This window comes from Streptomyces sp. 5K101 (genome assembly GCF_046506645.1).
Taxonomy (GTDB): domain Bacteria; phylum Actinomycetota; class Actinomycetes; order Streptomycetales; family Streptomycetaceae; genus Streptomyces.
In genome coordinates this window covers 12,666-29,213 of the sequence record NZ_JBKFFO010000001.1, presented here as the reverse complement: position 1 = coordinate 29,213, position 16,548 = coordinate 12,666, and the positions used below count along the sequence as shown (strand labels likewise).

The following is a 16,548-nucleotide window of genomic DNA, read 5'->3' as shown; positions in this document are numbered from 1 at the left end:
CAGTGCTCATCGACACCTATGGCCGAGTAGCCACTGACCTGCGGGTTTCCCTGACCGACCGGTGCAACCTGCGGTGTACGTACTGCATGCCCGAAGAGGGCCTGCAGTGGCTGAAGAAGCCCGATCTGCTCACCGACGACGAGATCGTCCGCCTGATCCGCGTCGCCGTCACCGACCTCGGCATCACCGAGGTCCGCTTCACCGGCGGCGAGCCCCTGCTGCGTCCCGGCCTCGTCGGCATCGTCGAGCGGGTCGCCGCCCTCGAGCCCCGCCCCAGGATGTCCCTCACGACCAACGGCATCGGACTCAAGCGCACCGCGGACGCCCTCAAGGCCGCCGGCCTGGACCGGGTCAACGTCTCGCTCGACACCCTGCGCCCCGACGTCTTCAAGACGCTCACCCGCCGCGACCGCCACCACGACGTGCTCGACGGCCTCGAAACCGCCCGCGCCGCCGGACTCACCCCCGTCAAGGTCAACGCGGTCCTCATGCCGGGGCTCAACGACGACGAGGCCCCCGACCTGCTCACCTGGGCCATCGGACGCGACTACGAGCTGCGGTTCATCGAGCAGATGCCGCTGGACGCCCAGCACGGCTGGAAGCGCGAGGGGATGATCACCGCCGGTGACATCCTCGCCTCTCTGCGCACGCGCTTCTCGCTCACCCCCGAAGGGGACGCCGCCCGCGGCTCCGCGCCCGCGGAGCGGTGGGTCGTCGACGGCGGACCGCACCGCGTCGGCGTCATCGCCTCCGTCACGCGCCCCTTCTGCCGGGCCTGCGACCGCACCCGGCTCACCGCGGACGGGCAGGTGCGCACCTGCCTGTTCGCGACCGAGGAGACCGACCTGCGGGCGGCCCTGCGCTCGGACGCGCCGGACGGGGAGATCGCCCGCATATGGCGGCTGGCGATGTGGGGGAAGAAGGCCGGATCGGGTCTCGACGACCCCTCGTTCCTCCAGCCCGAGCGCCCCATGTCAGCGATCGGCGGCTGACCCGCCCTCCGGCCGCGGCGTGCGCTCCCACTCCTCCAAAGTCACGACGTCCTTGAGGAACCCGCGTACGCCGAGGAACTGCGACAGGTGCTCCCGGTGTTCCGCACAGGCCAGCCAGGTCTTGCGGCGCTCGGGCGTGTGCAGCTTCGGGTTGTTCCACGCGAGGACCCAGACGGCGTCGGCGCGACAGCCCTTGGCGGAACAGATCGGGGTTTCGTCACTCACCCGATCATTGTCCCCACATGGCGACGCCGGGCAGCCACGGGGGGAGCTGCCCGGCGTCGGTCCGTCGCTCCGACGGGGGATGCGGAGCGCGTAGGCAGTATGTCACGGGTAACGGGCCCGCGTGCACAGGAACTTCATGATTGATCTGAGGTTTTCCTGAGGTTCGCGGACCCCGTCGCAGACGGTCGTCATCAGCCCTGTTCGGACATGGGGCGCTCATGCGGGAACGATCCGCCGGCCCGGGCGGAGTCCTCGGGCGCCGGCTCGATCATGGGCCGCTGCGGCGGCGGGACGAACGTCGACGGCAGAGACGGCGCGCTCTCCCGGCCCGCATTCGCGATGACCACGGAGATGTACGGCAGGAGAACGCCGAGCACCAGGGCGACAACAGCCACATGACGTTCCACGTTCCACAGGACCGCGGCCAGGATCACCGCCACCGTACGCACGGACATCGAGATCACATAGCGGCGCTGCCGGCCGCGGACATCGTCGGCGAGCCCCTGCCGGGCCCCCGTGATCCGGAAGACCTCCGTACCGCCCCGCCTGCGCATCTGCTCCACCACCCGAATCCCGCGCCGGACGATCCCGACGTCCCCCGCTGACCCCATCAACGGTACGCCGCGGCTGCGCAGCCTTCGAGAGCGGGTGCCCCCGGTCGGCGTGCCCCGTCTGCTCCGCGACGCGTATGGGTGCCTCCGACATGCGCCGTACGGGGCACGGCCCGAGACTGGCAGGCGTAACTGCTCACTGGGAGCCGTACAAGGAGGCAGCCATGGGCTGGTTGTGGGCGATCATCGTGGGATTCGTGCTGGGCCTGCTCGCGAAGGCGGTCATCCCGGGCAAGCAGCACAGTCCCCTCTGGCTGACCACCATCTTCGGCATCATCGGAGCGATCATCGGCAACGCCGTCGCACGGGGCTTCGGTATCGACGAGACCCCCGGCATCGACTGGGGCCGGCACGTTCTGCAGCTCGCGGCCGCCATCGTCATCGTGTTCCTGGGCGACATGGCCTACACCGCGGCCCGCGGCGGCAGGAGACGGCGCGCGTGACGGCGTGGAGCGGTCGCGGTACGACGGCGTAACGGATCGGCGCACGACGACGGCGGCGGCCGGGCGGGCTCAGAGCCCACCCGGCCGCCGCCGTTCGCGCTGCCCGGGTCAGCCGGTCGTGACCTCGACCGCCGCCAGGTTCTTCTTTCCGCGGCGCAGCACCAGCCAGCGGCCGTGCAGCAGCTCCTCCGGCGTCGCCACGGCGTCCTCGGCGGTGACCTTCACGTTGTTCACATAGGCGCCGCCCTCCTTCACCGTGCGCCGGGCCGCCGACTTGCTGGCGACGAGGCCCACCTCGGCGAACAGGTCGACGACCGGGCCGAGCTCGGAGACCCGCGCCTGGGGCAGTTCCGCGAGCGCCGCCCGCAGCGTCGGCTCGTCGAGCTCCGCGAGCTCACCTTGGCCGAACAGCGCCTTGGACGCGTTGATCACCGCGGCGCACTGGTCGGCACCGTGCACCAGGGTCGTCAGCTCCTCGGCCAGCGCGCGCTGTGCGGCGCGGGCCTGCGGACGCTCCGCGGTCTGCTTCTCCAGCTCCTCGAGCTCCTCGCGGCTCTTGAAGCTGAGGACACGCAGGTACCGGTTGATGTCCCGGTCGTCCGTGTTCAGCCAGAACTGGTAGAACGCGTACGGCGTGGTCATCTCCGGGTCGAGCCACAGCGTGCCGGTCTCCGACTTGCCGAACTTGGTGCCGTCGGCCTTCGTCATCAGCGGTGTGGCCAGCGCGTGCACCTCGGCCTCGGGCTCCAGGCGGTGGATCAGGTCCAGGCCCGCCGTGAGGTTGCCCCACTGGTCGCTGCCGCCCTGCTGCAGGGTGCAGCCGTACCGCCGGTACAGCTCCAGGAAGTCCATGCCCTGCAGCAGCTGGTAGCTGAACTCCGTGTAGCTGATGCCCTGTTCGGACTCCAGGCGCCGGGCGACGGAGTCCTTGGTGAGCATCTTGTTGACCCGGAAGTGCTTGCCGATGTCCCGCAGGAACTCGATCGCGGACATGCCCGCGGTCCAGTCCAGGTTGTTCACCATGATCGCGGCGTTGTCGCCCTCGAAGGAGAGGTACGGCTCGATCTGGTCACGCAGCCGGGTCACCCACTGCGCGATCGTCTCCGGATCGTTCAGCGTGCGCTCGGCGGTCGGGCGCGGGTCACCGATCTGACCCGTGGCCCCGCCCACCAGCGCCAGCGGCCGGTGCCCGGCCAGCTGGAGCCGGCGCACGGTGAGCACCTGCACCAGGTGCCCGACGTGGAGGCTCGCCGCGGTCGGGTCGAAGCCGCAATAGAAGGTGACGGGACCGTCCGCGAGCGCCTTGCGCAAAGCGTCCTCGTCAGTGGACTGGGCGATCAGCCCGCGCCACTTCAGCTCGTCGACGATGTCCGTCACGGTTCTTCCGTCTCCTCGTGCGTATATGGATCGGTGGGAGCCAGTTTAGGGCCTGCCCGGCGGACCTTGGCCGGGGCCACGACGCCTGGCACGGCACCTCGCCGCGTTGCCGAAATGCCCGAATAGCCCCGCTATCAGGGCACTCCGGCGCCTTGCGATCCACCGCACCAGACGCCGCGTCCTGTCCGGCCCTGGTCCGCCGGACAGGCCCTAAGCCGCTCACACGCCCCGGCTGACCGAGCTCATGTTGAAGTCCGGCACCCGCAGCGCGGGCATCGCGGCCCGGGTGAACCAATCGCCCCATTCGCGCGGCAGCGTCTTCTCGGTCCGTCCGGCCTCCGTCGCGCGCCCCAGCAGGTCGACGGGCGACTCGTTGAAGCGGAAGTTGTTCACCTCGCCCACGACCTCGCCGTTCTCCACCAGGTACACGCCGTCCCTGGTCAGGCCGGTCAGCAGCAGCGTCGCGGGGTCGACCTCACGGATGTACCAGAGGCAGGTCAGCAGCAGACCGCGCTCGGTGGCCGACACCATCTCCGCCAGGGAGCGCTCGCCGCCCGCGTCCAGGATCAGGTTGTCCGTTCCCGGGGCGACGGGCAGGCCGGTCAGCTCGGCGCTGTGCCGGGTCGTGATCAGGTGCTCCAGCTTGCCGTCCCGCACCCAGTCCGTCGGCGACAGCGGCAGGCCGTTGTCGAACACCGAGGCGTCGTCGCCGGACGAGTGCGCGATCACGAAGGGCGCCGCCTCCAGGCCCGGCTCGTGGGGGTCGCTGCGCAGCGTCAGCGGCAGCGAGGACAGCGCCTCGCCGATACGGGTGCCGCCGCCCGGCTTGGAGAAGACCGTGCGGCCCTCAGCCGCGTCCCGGCCCGCCGAGGACCACATCTGATAGATCAGCAGATCGGCCACGGCGGTCGGCGGCAGCAGCGTCTCGTAGCGGCCGGCCGGCAGATCGATGCGGCGCTCGGCCCAGCCGAGCCGCTCCGCCAGCCCGGCGTCCAGCGCCGCCGGGTCCACGTCCTTGAAGTCCCGCGTGGAACGGCCCGCCCACGCCGAGCGCGTGCGGTCGGGCGACTTGGCGTTCAGCTCCAGCGTGCCGGTCGGCTGGTCGTGGCGCAGCCGCAGCCCCGTCGACGTGCCGAGGTACGTCGAGGTCAGCTCGTGGTGAGCGAAGCCGTACAGCTCCCGCCCGCCCGCGCGGGCCCGGGCGAACGCCTCGCCGAGCGCGGGGGCGAAGTCCGCGAACACCGCCGAGGACGTCTCCGCCGGCGCGTCCGTGAAGTCGGGGGAGGCGGCCACGCCCTCGACCAGCGGCCGGGCGTCCTCGGCCGGCCCGGCGGACCGCGCGGCGTCCTCGGCCGCACGCACCAGCCGCTCGAGGTCGTCGGCGGTCACCGCGGACTGCGAGACCACGCCGGACGCCGTGCCCTCGGAGCCGTCGACCGTGGCGACGACGGTGAGGGTACGGCCGCGGGTCACGCCGTTGGTGGTCAGCGCGTTGCCGGCCCAGCGCAGGTTCGCCGAGGAATGCTCGTCGGCGATGACGACGCAGCCGTCGGCCGTCGACAGCTCGAGCGCCCGCTCGACGATCTCGTGCGGCGGGGTCACATGACTCTGCGACATCAGCGTCCTGCCTCCTGCGTGGTGTTCAAGATGTTGACGCCCCGGAAGAGGGCGGAGGGGCAGCCGTGGGAGACCGCCGCGACCTGGCCCGGCTGGGCCTTGCCGCAGTTGAAGGCGCCGCCCAGCACGTACGTCTGCGGGCCGCCGACCTGCTCCATCGAGCCCCAGAACTCGGTCGTCGTCGCCTGGTACGCGACGTCTCTCAGCTGGCCGGCCAGCCGACCGTTCTCGATGCGGAAGAACCGCTGCCCGGTGAACTGGAAGTTGTAGCGCTGCATGTCGATCGACCACGACCGGTCGCCGACCACGTAGATCCCGTGCTCCACCCCGCCGATCAGGTCCTCCGTGGACAGACCGCCGGGGTCCGGCTGGAGGGACACGTTCGCCATCCGCTGCACCGGCACATGGGCGGGGGAGTCGGCGAAGGCGCAGCCGTTGGAGCGGCCGAGGCCCGTCAGCTTCGCGATGCGCCGGTCCAGCTGGTAGCCCACCAGCGTGCCGTCCTTGACCAGGTCCCAGCTCTGCGCCTCGACGCCCTCGTCGTCGTACCCGATCGTCGCCAGCCCGTGCTCGGCGGTCCGGTCACCGGTCACGTTCATCACGGAGGAGCCGTACGCCAGCTTCCCGAGCTGGTCGAAGGTCGCGAACGACGTCCCCGCGTAGGCCGCCTCGTATCCGAGCGCGCGGTCCAGCTCCGTGGCGTGGCCGATCGACTCGTGGATCGTCAGCCACAGGTTCGACGGGTCGACGACCAGGTCGTAGCGCCCGGCCTCGACGCTCGGCGCGCGCATCTTCTCCGCGAGCAGCTCCGGGATGCGCTCCAGCTCCGCGTCCCAGTCCCAGCCGGTGCCGGTCAGGTACTCCCAGCCGCGTCCCACGGGCGGCGCGATGGTGCGCATGGAGTCGAACTCGCCGGTCGTCTCGTCCACGGCGACCGCCGTGAGCTGCGGGTGCAGCCGCACCCGCTGCTGCGTGGTGACCGTCCCCGCGGTGTCCGCGTAGAACTTGTTCTCCTGCACGGTCAGCAGCGAGGCGTCCACGTGCGCCACACCCGACGCCCGCAGCAGCCGCGAACTCCAGTCCGCGAGCAGCGCGCTCTTGTCCTCGCCCGGCACGTCGAAGGGGTTGATCTCGTACGAGGAGATCCAGGTCTTCTCCGCGTGCACCGGCTCGTCCGCCAGCTCCACGCGCTCGTCGGAGCCCGCCGCCGCGATCACCTGCGCGGACAGCTTCGCCATCGCCACCGCCTGCCCGGCCACCCTGGCCGCGGCGTCCATGGTCATGTCGACACCGGAGGCGAACCCCCAGGCGCCGCCGTGCACCACCCGGACCGCGTACCCGAGGTCGGTGGAGTCGGACGATCCGGCGGGTTTGGCGTCCCGCAGGCGCCAGGAGGCGCTGCGGACGCGCTCCAGGCGGAAGTCGGCGTGCTCGGCGCCGAGCGCACGCGCACGGGCGAGCGCCGCGTCGGCGAGCGCCCGCAGCGGCAGCGCCGTGAAGGCCGCGTCGATGGAATGGGGCACGGATGTCTCCTGTCGTCGAGACGGGGTCGCCCCGATCATGTCGCGCCGGACGGGCCCGTCGCCAGCCAGTTCGGAGGGACGGCGGCCCGCCGCCTTCCGGGGGACTTTGCGCCGGGGGTTTGCGGGGACCTTCTGTAGGGATCCGACAGCGACGGGTGGACGGCGCTGTCAGGGCCCGATTCTCCGTACGCAATGCCGTACCGATAGTTTGCAGACGTACCAGACCGCATAGGGAAAGGGTGATCCGTTGAGCCGCTCGGTTCTCGTCACCGGAGGAAACCGGGGCATCGGCCTCGCCATCGCCCGCGCGTTCGCCGAGAACGGCGACAACGTCGCGATCACCTACCGCTCGGGGGAGCCCCCGGCCGACCTGGCGGAGCTGGGGTGCCTGGCGGTCAAGTGCGACATCACCGACGCCGAGCAGGTGGAGCAGGCGTACAAGGAGATCGAGGAGAAGCACGGTCCCGTCGAGGTGCTGGTGGCCAACGCCGGCATCACCAAGGACCAGCTGCTGATGCGGATGTCGGAGGAGGACTTCACCTCCGTCCTCGACACCAACCTCACCGGCGCCTTCCGCGTCGTGAAGCGCGCCAACCGCGGCATGCTCCGCGCGAAGAAGGGCCGCGTCGTCCTGATTTCGTCCGTGGTGGGGCTGCTGGGCTCCGCCGGGCAGGCCAACTACGCGGCTTCCAAGGCCGGTCTCGTGGGCTTCGCCCGCTCCCTCGCGCGTGAGCTCGGCTCGCGCAACATCACTTTCAACGTCGTCGCGCCCGGCTTTGTCGACACCGACATGACCCAGGCGCTCACGGACGAGCAGCGTGCGGGGATCGTCTCCCAGGTACCCCTCGGCCGTTACGCGCAGCCGGAGGAGATCGCCGCCGCCGTGCGCTTCCTCGCCTCCGACGACGCCTCGTACATCACTGGAGCCGTCATTCCCGTAGACGGCGGATTGGGCATGGGTCACTGATCACATGAGCGGAATTCTCGAGGGCAAGCGCGTTCTGATCACCGGTGTGCTGATGGAGTCCTCCATCGCCTTCCACACCGCGAAGGTGGCCCAGGAGCAGGGCGCCGAGGTCATCCTCACGGCCTTCCCGCGGCCCACCCTGACCGAGCGCATCGCCAAGAAGCTGCCGAAGCCGACCAAGGTCATCGAGCTGGACGTCACCAACGACGAGCACCTGGCCCGTCTCGAGGGCGCGGTGCGCGAGGAGCTCGGCGGCCTCGACGGCGTCGTCCACTCCATCGGCTTCGCCCCGCAGGACGCCCTCGGCGGCAACTTCCTGAACACGCCGTTCGAGTCCGTGTCGACCGCGATGCACGTCTCGGCGTTCTCGCTGAAGTCGCTGACCATGGCCTGCCTGCCGCTGATGCAGAACGGCGGCTCGGTCGTCGGCCTGACCTTCGACGCGCAGTTCGCCTGGCCGCAGTACGACTGGATGGGCCCGGCCAAGGCCGCGCTGGAGGCCACCAGCCGCTACCTCGCCCGTGACCTGGGCAAGCAGAACGTGCGCTGCAACCTCATCTCGGCGGGCCCGCTCGGCTCGATGGCCGCCAAGTCCATCCCGGGCTTCTCGGACCTCGCGAAGGTCTGGGACGAGCGCTCCCCGCTCCAGTGGGACATGGACGACCCGGAGCCGGCCGGCCGCGGTGTCGTCGCCCTGCTCTCGGACTTCTTCCCGAAGACCACCGGTGAGATCGTCCACGTCGACGGCGGCGTGCACATCATGGGCGCCTGACCAGGTACGACGTACACGGGCGACGCCCCGTTCCCCGCACCGCGCGGGGGCGGGGCGTCGCCCGTTCGGCCCTATGGGTGGGCGGTGCGACCGGGCCGCGGTGATGCTGGAGAGGCAACTCTTCCTTGTGGTGCTCTTGCGGCGTTCGCGCCGCAGCTCGGCCGAGGGGGTACTGCTTGTGCGTACGAACTGGCGTCAAGCCTCCGTACTCGCCACAGTGGTGGTCCTGCTCCTGCTGTGGGCGACACCGACGGCGTCCCAGACCGGCAGTCGTCAGGAGCGGCAGAGCCCCCGGCAGTCCATGCGGGAGCAGCCCCCCGACTACCGGGCCGAATGCGACACGGTGATCGAGGGCTCCACAGTCACCGCCTACTGCCACAACCCCTATCCCGCCGCCGATCGCGTGCAGCTGCACGTCGAGTGCGCCCGCTGGTGGGACGTCGACGCCGACTCCAAGCCGGTCGAGCTCCGTCCCGCCGGGTACGCGGAGCTCACCGAGCGGTGCTGGAAGGAGATCCGGACCGTCTGGATCAGCCACCAGCCGCAGCGGGCCGGCGCAGGCACATGAACGGGTAGCCGGCCGCCTCCGCGGCGGCGGCCTCGCCGTCACCGGCGCGGATCGCCTCGACCATCCGCGCGTGGTCCATGTAGTTCTCCTCGCGCAGCTCGCCACCGACGTCGCCGCGCAGCCAGTCGCGCAGGAGGTCCGCCAGGTCCGCGTACAGCTCGGTCATGACCTCGTTGTGCGAGGCGGCCACCACGGCCAGGTGGAAGGTCGCGTCGGCCGCGACGAACTGCTCCGCGTCGCCCGACGCCCACGCCTCCTCGCGACGGGCCAGCAGCGTGTCCAGCTGCTTCAGGTCCTTGGCGGTGCGCCGCTCGGCGGCGAGCCGGGCCGCCGACGACTCCAGCGTGGAGCGCAGCTCGGCGACGTGGCGGGGGTCGGCGCCCGCGAACCGGCGGTGCATCACACCGGCCAGCTCGCTGGTCGCGATGACATAGGTGCCCGAGCCCTGGCGGATGTCCAGGAGGCCGTTGTGGGCGAGCGCGCGCACCGCCTCGCGGACGGTGTTGCGGGCCACACCCAGCTGCTCGACAAGCTCCGGTTCGGTCGGGATGCGCGAGCCGACCGGCCACTCGCCCGAGGTGATCTGGTTCCGCAGCTCGGCGATCACCTGGTCCGACAGCGCGGAACGCCGGGGAGAGGACAGCGCCATGGTGCTCCTTGTCGTGGAAGTCGCCCACTCATGGTCGTACGCCGACCCGGCCGCGGGGAAACCCGGGTCGTACGGGATTGGACAACCAATCATCCTATGATTCTATGATGGTCCCATGCTCGACGAGACCCGGACCCTCCGCACCGCCGCCCCAGCCCCCTCCTCATCCGCCGCATCCCTGGCATCCGCCGCCCCGCAGCCCACGGCGCGGCGCTCGGTGTGGACCACCCGGTTCGTCGTCGTCGGCATCGTGCTCGCCGCCCTCAACCTGCGGCCCGCGATCACGAGCCTCGGCGCCCTCCTCGAAGAGGCGCGCGTCGGGCTCCACATGAGCGGCAGCGTCGCCGGAGTCCTCACCTCCGTCCCGCCGCTGTGCTTCGCCGTGTTCGGCGTCGCCGCACCACGGCTGGCCCGCCGCTTCGGACCCGGCGCCGTCGTCTGCGCCGGTATGGCGGCGATCACCGTCGGCCTGCTGGTCCGGCCCTTCGCGGGCGGCACGGCAGGCTTCCTCGCCGCCAGCGCACTCGCCCTCATGGGCATCGCCGTGAGCAACGTCCTCATGCCGGTGATCGTCAAGCGGTACTTCCCCGACCGGGTCGGCTCGATGACGGGCCTCTACTCCATGGCCCTGGCGCTCGGCACGTCACTCGCCGCCGCCGCGACCGTGCCCGTCACCCAGGCCCTCGGCGGCAGCTGGCGCGTCGGGCTCGCCGTGTGGGCCGCGGTCGCGGCGGTGGCCGTCCTGCCCTGGATCGCCGTGGTGCGCGACCGGGACAGGGCCCGGCCGTCCGCCGCCGCGGCCGCCGCGGAGGACGTCCCCGCGCCGCGCATGACCCGCAGCCCCACCGCGTGGGCCCTCGGCTGCTTCTTCGGGCTCCAGGCCACCGGCGCCTACATCACGATGGGCTGGATGCCGCAGATCTTCCGCGACGCGGGCGTCTCCGCCTCCACCGCCGGGGTGCTCCTCGCCGTCACCATGGTGATGGGCGTGCCGCTCGCCTTCGTCATCCCCCGCCTCGCGAGCCGCATGAAGAATCAGGGCCCGATCGTCATCGCCCTCGGCGTGTGCGGACTCGCCGGCTACCTCGGCCTGCTCCTCGCGCCCGTGGCGGGCGCCTGGCTCTGGGCGCTGCTGCTCGGCGTCTCCAACTGCGCGTTCCCGCTCGCCCTCACCATGATCGGCATGCGCTCGCGCACGGGCGCCGGGGTCGTGCGGCTGTCGGCCTTCGCCCAGTCCACCGGCTACCTGCTCTCCATCCCCGGCCCGCTGCTGGTGGGCGTGCTCTACCAGCACAGCGGTGGCTGGACGCTGCCGCTGGGGCTGATGGCGGGACTGCTGGTGCCCCAGATGATCGTGGGCGTGATGGCAGGACGGGACCGGACGATAGAGGACGAGACACGGGTGCGAGACTGATCCCATGCCTGTGCTCGACCCGAACCCCAAGAACGGCCAGAAGAAGCTCCTCGGAGTCTTCGGCGCGATGCTTCTCATCGGTGTGGTGATCGCGATCATCGCCACGATCGTGGCGCCGTGACACGTCCGGCCCCGGCCGACCCCTAGGGGGCCGGGGTCAGGGTGAAGTGGGTGGATCACCGGATGGGCGAGGCCCTTCATGATCCGTACGTTTGGGGTACTGGACCTCGGACCTGACGGAGGCGGCCATGGCGGCCCAGACGCACACCCGGTCCCACCGCCAGGCCACAGGCGTCGTCGTGGCCCGACTGCCGTGGTGGGCCCTCGCCCTGCCCGTGCTCGCGTTCGCCGCACTGCTGGCGCTCATCGCCGCCCCCGGTGACGCGCACGCGGCCGGAGCCGATCCGGCGGCCGGTGACATCCTGCGGCAGATCCTCCGGATCCTGGTCCGTTGACGCGCTCCCCTTCGGGGGAGAGCACGTCAACACCCTGCGCCCACTGGCTGATTTCATGCGAAGCTGGGGTGCATGAGCGCCGCTGTGTCTTCCGGGGGGACACCCCCCGGATCTTCCGAGTCCCGCAGGATCGTCCTCCTCCGGCACGCGAAGGCCGACTGGCCCCAGGTGTCCGACCACGAGCGCCCGCTCGCCGATCGCGGACGCAAGGACGCCCCCGTGGCCGGCCGCAGGCTCGCCGAGACCGGTATCACCTTCGACCTGGCCCTGTGCTCCACCGCGACCAGAACCCGTGAGACATGGAAGCTCGCCGTGCACGAGCTGCCGCACCGCCCGAAGACGGTCTACGAGGAGCGGCTGTACGAGGCCTCCCTCGGAGAGCTGATCGCCCTGCTCAACGAGACTCCCGACGAGGTCGACGACCTGCTCGTCATCGGCCACAACCCCGGTATGCACGCCCTCGCCGACGCTCTCGCGGGCAGTGCGGAGGGCGACGCGCTGGCGCGGATGACCCGGGACGGCTTCCCGACCTCGGCGTTCGCCGTCGTCTCGTTCACCGGCTCGTGGAAGTCGGTGGAGCACGGCGTGGGCAAGCTGCTCGACTACTGGACCCCGCACGACTGACCCCCGGTACGACCGAGACCCGGAGCGACTGCCCGGACGGGCGAGGCCCCGGCGCACACGGGTGCGCCGGGGCCTCGCGTACTACGGCCTTTACGGACCCGGGGCCTTACGGACCCGGGGCCTTACGGACCCCGGGCCTTTCGCGCGCCGGGGCCTTCCGTGCGCCGCGGTCAGTGCTCCTCGGTGCCGTCGTCGGCCGCCTCGACCTCTTCGCGGGTGACGCCCAGCAGATACAGCACCGTGTCCAGGAACGGCACGTTGACCGCGGTGTGCGCGGCCTTGCGGACCACGGGCTTGGCGTTGAAGGCGACCCCGAGACCCGCGGCGTTCAGCATGTCCAGATCATTGGCGCCGTCGCCGATCGCGACCGTCTGCGCCAGCGGCACCCCGGCCTCCGCCGCGAAGGCGCGCAGCAGCCGCGCCTTGCCCGCCCGGTCCACGATGTCGCCGACGACCCGGCCGGTCAGCTTGCCGTCCCTGATCTCCAAGGTGTTCGCCGAGGCGAAATCGAGGCCCAGACGCTCCTTGAGATCGTCCGTGACCTGCGTGAACCCGCCCGAGACGACGCCCACTTGGAAGCCCAGCCGCTTCAGCGTACGGATCAGGGTCCGCGCCCCCGGCGTGAGCCGTACCTCCGCACGCACCTTGTCCACGACCGACGCGTCCAGCCCCTCCAGCAGCGCCACCCGCGCGTGCAGGGACTGCTCGAAGTCCAGCTCGCCGCGCATCGCGGCGGCCGTCACCTCGGCCACCTCCTCCTCGCAGCCCGCATGGGCCGCGAACAGCTCGATGACCTCGTCCTGGATGAGCGTGGAGTCGACGTCCATCACGACCAGGCGCTGGGCCCGCCGGTGCAGACCGGCCGACACGACGGCCACGTCGACGCCGATCTCGTGCGCCTCGGTGGCCAACGCGGTGCGCAACGGCTCCGTCTCCACGCCGGACACCGCGAACTCCACAGCGGTCACGGGGTACTTCGCCAGCCGGAAGATACGGTCGATGTTCGCGCCCATGCCGCTGATCCGGCCCGCTATGGCCGCCGTGGCCTCGGCCGTCAGCGGGTGACCGAGCACGGTCACATGGGAACGGCCGCTGCCGCGTGGCCGGTTGTCGCCCGTACCCGAGATGATCTCGGCCTGGAGCTTCAGGGACTCCGCCCAGCTGTGCACCGTCGCCCGCAGCTCGCCCTCCGAGGTGTCACCGGCCGTCGGCACGGTGACGAGCGCGCACAGGACGAGGCGGCCCCGCGAGACGACCTGCTCGATGTCGATCACGTCGACCGAGTACGCCGCGAGGGTGTCGAAGAGCCCGGCCGTGATACCGGGACGGTCCTTCCCGAAGATCTTGACGAGAAGGGTCGGGATGTCGGTGTCGAGAGGGGGCTGCGATGCGCTCATGGTGTTACCACCGTATCGGGCGGCGGGCATGATCCCACCTTCTGTCCCGCCTGCCGGACACTCGGGGCCCCGCACGCCGCTCACGGCCTGGTTGGTCCCGGTTACGCACCGTTGGGTACCGTCCATGGCAGTGCGGACGATGTGCCGCCCCGGCCGGCGTTCCGGACCGGCCACGAAGGTCCCAACTCCGTACCGAACACTGCCTTCACGAGGCCCGGCTTTCGAATGCGGACCCCGGCCTGAAATAGTTCCCCACGATGTTCGCCATCCCTAGACTCCCGGCAACGGGGGTAGCTCGGGGGACAATTAGTGGGGCATGGAGTGCCGGAACTCGTACTGGAATTGAACGGAAGGACCTGGACCCTCGATCCGTCCAGGTCGTACACCCTCGGCCGCGACCCGCAGGGTGATCTGGTGATCGACGACGCCAGAGTCTCGTGGCGGCACGCCACGATCAGCTGGGGCGGGCGCAGTTGGGTCATCGAGGACCACGGCAGCACCAACGGCACCTATGTGCAGGGCCAGCGGATCCACCAGCTGGAGATCGGCGCCGGCTCGGCCGTGCATCTGGGCAACGCCACCGACGGTCCGCGGCTCAGCCTCACCGCTGCCGCCGCCGCGGCAGGTGCCTACAGCGCCCAGGCCGCGGCCCCCCAGCAGGCCGCCGCCGCCCAGCAGGCCCCGGCTCCGCAGCAGGGCTGGCCGCAGGGGCAGGCGCAGGCCGCCCAGCAGGGCTGGCAGCAGCCGGCCCCGCAGGCGCAGCAGCCGCCCCGGATTCCCCACCAGCAGGGCGTGCAGAAGGAACAGGGCGCGCCGCCGGTCTACGGCGACCGCAGCCCCACGACGTTCCACCAGCTGGCCCTCGGCCGCGTGATGCGCATTGGTCGTGCGCTGGAGAACGAGCTGGTCGTGTCCGACCTGCAGGTCTCGCGCCACCACGCCGAATTCGTCGCGACGCCCGACGGCCGCTTCGAGATCCGCGACCTCGGGTCCCACAACGGCACGTACGTCAACGGTCAGCCGATTGCCAAGTCGTCCACGGTCCTCATCGGCCCGAACGACATCGTCGGTGTCGGCCACTCCACGTTCCGCCTCGTCGGTGACCGCCTCGAGGAGTTCGTCGACACCGGTGAGGTCTCCTTCTCCGCCCGTCACCTGACCGTCACGGTCGACGGCGGCAAGCAGATCCTGCGCGACGTCTCCTTCGGCGTCCCCGAGAAGTCCTTGATCGGCGTCATCGGCCCGTCGGGCTCCGGAAAGTCCACTCTGCTCAAGGCGCTGACCGGCTACCGGCCCGCCAACCAGGGTGACGTCCTCTACGACAACCGCAGCCTGTACAAGCAGTTCGCCGAGCTGCGCCAGCGCATCGGTCTGGTCCCGCAGGACGACATCCTGCACAAGGAGCTGACCGTCCGGAAGGCGCTCAAGTACGCGGCCAAGCTCCGCTTCCCCGCGGACACCACCGAGGCCGAGCGCGAGGCACGCATCGACGAGGTGCTGCGCGAGCTCAAGCTCGACATCCACAAGGACAAGAAGGTCACCTCCCTGTCCGGCGGTCAGCGCAAGCGCGTCTCCGTCGCCCTGGAGCTGCTGACCAAGCCGTCGCTGATCTTCCTGGACGAGCCGACCTCCGGCCTCGACCCGGGCATGGACCGCGACGTCATGCAGCTGCTGCGGGGCCTCGCCGATGACGGCCGCACCGTCCTGGTGGTCACCCACTCCGTGGCCGAGCTCCAGCTCTGCGACAAGCTCCTCGTCATGGCGCCCGGCGGCTCCGTCGCCTACTTCGGCCCGCCGGAGGAGGCGCTCAACTTCTTCGGCTACAGCACGTGGGCGGACGTGTTCTCGGCGTTCGAGAACTACCGCGACTACGACTGGGCCGGCCGCTGGCGCGGATCGCAGCACTACCAGATGTACGCGGCCGACCTCGACGCCGTCGCCCCGCAGGCGGTCAACATGCCGCCGCCGCAGCAGATGAACCCGCCCAAGCCGCAGAGTTGGGGCTCCCAGCTGTGGACCCTGATCCGCCGCTACTCCTCGGTGATCGCCTCCGACAAGGGCTTCATGGGCCTGATGGTGATCCTGCCGGCCGTCCTCGGCCTGGTCTCGGTCGTCATCCCCGCGGACTTCGGCCTCGCGGCGCCCGAGCCGCCGTCCAGGTTCAACGGCGACGCCGGCACGATCATGCTGATCCTCGCGGTCGGCATGTGCTTCTCCGGCGCGGCCAATTCCGTACGAGAGCTGATCAAGGAACGGGTCATCTACGAACGGGAGCGGGCGACCGGCCTGTCCCGCTCGGCGTACCTGATGTCCAAGGTCATCGTCCTCGGTGTGATCACCGCCCTGCAGGGCGTCATCATCTGCGGCATCGGCTTCGCGACCCGCGAGCTGCCCGAACAGGGCCTGATCATGCCGCCGGCCGTCGAGATCTGCCTCGTCGTCATCGCGCTCGGCTTCACCTCGATGATGTTCGGCCTGGTCATCTCCTCGCTGGTGAAGACCGCCGAGAAGACCATGCCGCTGCTGGTCATGTTCGCCATCGTCCAGGTCGTCTTCACCGGCATCCTCTTCCAGGTCTACGGCTCGCCCGGCCTGGAGCAGTTCGCCTGGCTGATGCCGTCCCGCTGGGCCATCGCCGGCGCCGGCACCACGCTCGACCTGGCGCACCTCATGCCGCCGTGGGACCCGAAGAACCCCACCGACCTGGACCCGCTGTGGGAGCACACGGCCGGCCAGTGGGGCATGAACATCAGCGTCCTGCTCGCCATCGGCATCATCTGCGGCTTCGTGGTCCAGCGCCTGCTGCGCCGCCACGAGCCCGAGGTCATGCGCAAGTGACCGCACGCGTCCCCTGACGACGCCGAAGGGCGCACCCCGCGCGGGGTGCGCCCTTCGGCGTAGGTCTGCTACCGCC

Annotated in this window: 17 protein-coding genes; 10 read left to right on the top strand and 7 right to left on the bottom strand. The window is 70.8% G+C overall.

Annotated elements, in window-relative coordinates; genetic code table 11:
* Nucleotides 1-2 precede the first annotated feature (2 nt).
* Nucleotides 3-992: a GTP 3',8-cyclase MoaA gene (gene moaA, locus ACLB9X_RS00160; RefSeq protein ID WP_410358088.1), complete on the top strand. Its 990-nt coding sequence runs from the start codon at nucleotides 3-5 to the stop codon at nucleotides 990-992.
* Here the strand turns inward: moaA and ACLB9X_RS00155 are convergent.
* Nucleotides 975-1,217, bottom strand: coding sequence for a hypothetical protein (locus ACLB9X_RS00155; RefSeq protein ID WP_410358087.1), 243 nt, complete (start codon nucleotides 1,215-1,217; stop codon nucleotides 975-977). The genes moaA and ACLB9X_RS00155 overlap by 18 nt on opposite strands.
* Nucleotides 1,218-1,408: 191 nt before the next feature.
* A complete protein-coding gene (locus ACLB9X_RS00150) occupies nucleotides 1,409-1,771 on the bottom strand; it encodes a DUF3099 domain-containing protein (RefSeq protein ID WP_410358595.1) in 363 nt (120 codons plus the stop codon).
* Nucleotides 1,772-1,992: 221 nt separating this feature from the next.
* Here ACLB9X_RS00150 and ACLB9X_RS00145 point away from each other — a divergent pair, with 221 nt between their 5' ends.
* A complete protein-coding gene (locus tag ACLB9X_RS00145) occupies nucleotides 1,993-2,271 on the top strand; it encodes a GlsB/YeaQ/YmgE family stress response membrane protein (protein WP_410358086.1) in 279 nt (92 codons plus the stop codon).
* A gap of 108 nt (nucleotides 2,272-2,379) precedes the next feature.
* On the opposite strand, the gene tyrS is transcribed toward ACLB9X_RS00145, so the two are convergent.
* From tyrS to ACLB9X_RS00130, 3 genes are all read right to left on the bottom strand, one after another.
* A complete protein-coding gene (gene tyrS, locus ACLB9X_RS00140) occupies nucleotides 2,380-3,648 on the bottom strand; it encodes a tyrosine--tRNA ligase (RefSeq protein WP_410358085.1) in 1,269 nt (422 codons plus the stop codon).
* Nucleotides 3,649-3,867: 219 nt separating this feature from the next.
* Nucleotides 3,868-5,265 carry a metallopeptidase TldD-related protein gene (locus ACLB9X_RS00135; RefSeq protein WP_410358084.1) on the bottom strand — a complete coding sequence of 466 codons (1,398 nt, stop codon included), beginning with the start codon at nucleotides 5,263-5,265 and terminating at the stop codon, nucleotides 3,868-3,870.
* Nucleotides 5,265-6,827 carry a TldD/PmbA family protein gene (locus ACLB9X_RS00130; RefSeq protein WP_410358083.1) on the bottom strand — a complete coding sequence of 521 codons (1,563 nt, stop codon included), beginning with the start codon at nucleotides 6,825-6,827 and terminating at the stop codon, nucleotides 5,265-5,267. Before ACLB9X_RS00130 ends, ACLB9X_RS00135 begins: the two co-directional genes overlap by 1 nt.
* A 208-nt stretch (nucleotides 6,828-7,035) precedes the next feature.
* Between ACLB9X_RS00130 and fabG the strand changes: the two genes are divergently transcribed.
* The 3 genes from fabG (at nucleotide 7,036) to ACLB9X_RS00115 (ending at nucleotide 9,095) form a co-directional block, all read left to right on the top strand.
* Nucleotides 7,036-7,755: a 3-oxoacyl-[acyl-carrier-protein] reductase gene (gene fabG, locus ACLB9X_RS00125; protein ID WP_410358082.1), complete on the top strand. Its 720-nt coding sequence runs from the start codon at nucleotides 7,036-7,038 to the stop codon at nucleotides 7,753-7,755.
* 4 nt (nucleotides 7,756-7,759) lie between these two features.
* Nucleotides 7,760-8,527 carry an enoyl-ACP reductase FabI gene (gene fabI, locus ACLB9X_RS00120; protein WP_410358081.1) on the top strand — a complete coding sequence of 256 codons (768 nt, stop codon included), beginning with the start codon at nucleotides 7,760-7,762 and terminating at the stop codon, nucleotides 8,525-8,527.
* A gap of 178 nt (nucleotides 8,528-8,705) precedes the next feature.
* Nucleotides 8,706-9,095, top strand: a complete 390-nt coding sequence (locus tag ACLB9X_RS00115) for a hypothetical protein (protein WP_410358080.1) — start codon at nucleotides 8,706-8,708, stop codon at nucleotides 9,093-9,095.
* Here ACLB9X_RS00115 and ACLB9X_RS00110 read toward each other — a convergent pair.
* Nucleotides 9,058-9,744 carry a FadR/GntR family transcriptional regulator gene (locus ACLB9X_RS00110; RefSeq protein ID WP_410358079.1) on the bottom strand — a complete coding sequence of 229 codons (687 nt, stop codon included), beginning with the start codon at nucleotides 9,742-9,744 and terminating at the stop codon, nucleotides 9,058-9,060. The genes ACLB9X_RS00115 and ACLB9X_RS00110 overlap by 38 nt on opposite strands.
* A 115-nt stretch (nucleotides 9,745-9,859) precedes the next feature.
* Here ACLB9X_RS00110 and ACLB9X_RS00105 point away from each other — a divergent pair, with 115 nt between their 5' ends.
* The 4 genes from ACLB9X_RS00105 (at nucleotide 9,860) to ACLB9X_RS00090 (ending at nucleotide 12,237) form a co-directional block, all read left to right on the top strand.
* Nucleotides 9,860-11,158 carry a CynX/NimT family MFS transporter gene (locus ACLB9X_RS00105; RefSeq protein WP_410358078.1) on the top strand — a complete coding sequence of 433 codons (1,299 nt, stop codon included), beginning with the start codon at nucleotides 9,860-9,862 and terminating at the stop codon, nucleotides 11,156-11,158.
* Between the two features lie 4 nt (nucleotides 11,159-11,162).
* The gene (locus ACLB9X_RS00100; RefSeq protein WP_410358077.1) at nucleotides 11,163-11,279 is read left to right on the top strand and encodes an SGM_5486 family transporter-associated protein; all 117 of its coding nucleotides are present in this window, start codon (nucleotides 11,163-11,165) and stop codon (nucleotides 11,277-11,279) included.
* Nucleotides 11,280-11,406: 127 nt separating this feature from the next.
* Complete coding sequence (locus ACLB9X_RS00095) at nucleotides 11,407-11,613, top strand: hypothetical protein (RefSeq protein ID WP_410358076.1); 207 nt, start codon at nucleotides 11,407-11,409, stop codon at nucleotides 11,611-11,613.
* A gap of 72 nt (nucleotides 11,614-11,685) precedes the next feature.
* Complete coding sequence (locus tag ACLB9X_RS00090) at nucleotides 11,686-12,237, top strand: SixA phosphatase family protein (protein WP_410358075.1); 552 nt, start codon at nucleotides 11,686-11,688, stop codon at nucleotides 12,235-12,237.
* Nucleotides 12,238-12,407: 170 nt separating this feature from the next.
* On the opposite strand, the gene serB is transcribed toward ACLB9X_RS00090, so the two are convergent.
* Entirely contained in the window at nucleotides 12,408-13,634 is a 1,227-nt protein-coding gene (gene serB / locus ACLB9X_RS00085) for a phosphoserine phosphatase SerB (RefSeq protein ID WP_410358074.1), read from the bottom strand.
* A gap of 309 nt (nucleotides 13,635-13,943) precedes the next feature.
* On the opposite strand from serB, the gene ACLB9X_RS00080 reads away from it, so the two are divergent.
* A complete protein-coding gene (locus tag ACLB9X_RS00080; protein ID WP_410358073.1) occupies nucleotides 13,944-16,472 on the top strand; it encodes an FHA domain-containing protein in 2,529 nt (842 codons plus the stop codon).
* Nucleotides 16,473-16,548 lie beyond the last annotated feature (76 nt).

What these genes read in the sequence shown, in the direction of transcription:
- ACLB9X_RS00150 (WP_410358595.1), bottom strand. Translation starts at nt 1,771, where the DNA reads ATGCGCAGGCGGGGCGGTACGGAGGTCTTCCGGATCACGGGGGCCCGG.
- ACLB9X_RS00145 (WP_410358086.1), top strand. Translation starts at nt 1,993, where the DNA reads ATGGGCTGGTTGTGGGCGATCATCGTGGGATTCGTGCTGGGCCTGCTC.
- ACLB9X_RS00135 (WP_410358084.1), bottom strand. Translation starts at nt 5,265, where the DNA reads ATGTCGCAGAGTCATGTGACCCCGCCGCACGAGATCGTCGAGCGGGCG.
- ACLB9X_RS00130 (WP_410358083.1), bottom strand. Translation starts at nt 6,827, where the DNA reads ATGATCGGGGCGACCCCGTCTCGACGACAGGAGACATCCGTGCCCCAT.
- fabI (WP_410358081.1), top strand. Translation starts at nt 7,760, where the DNA reads ATGAGCGGAATTCTCGAGGGCAAGCGCGTTCTGATCACCGGTGTGCTG.
- ACLB9X_RS00110 (WP_410358079.1), bottom strand. Translation starts at nt 9,744, where the DNA reads ATGGCGCTGTCCTCTCCCCGGCGTTCCGCGCTGTCGGACCAGGTGATC.
- ACLB9X_RS00105 (WP_410358078.1), top strand. Translation starts at nt 9,860, where the DNA reads ATGCTCGACGAGACCCGGACCCTCCGCACCGCCGCCCCAGCCCCCTCC.
- ACLB9X_RS00100 (WP_410358077.1), top strand. Translation starts at nt 11,163, where the DNA reads ATGCCTGTGCTCGACCCGAACCCCAAGAACGGCCAGAAGAAGCTCCTC.
- ACLB9X_RS00095 (WP_410358076.1), top strand. Translation starts at nt 11,407, where the DNA reads ATGGCGGCCCAGACGCACACCCGGTCCCACCGCCAGGCCACAGGCGTC.
- ACLB9X_RS00090 (WP_410358075.1), top strand. Translation starts at nt 11,686, where the DNA reads ATGAGCGCCGCTGTGTCTTCCGGGGGGACACCCCCCGGATCTTCCGAG.
- serB (WP_410358074.1), bottom strand. Translation starts at nt 13,634, where the DNA reads ATGAGCGCATCGCAGCCCCCTCTCGACACCGACATCCCGACCCTTCTC.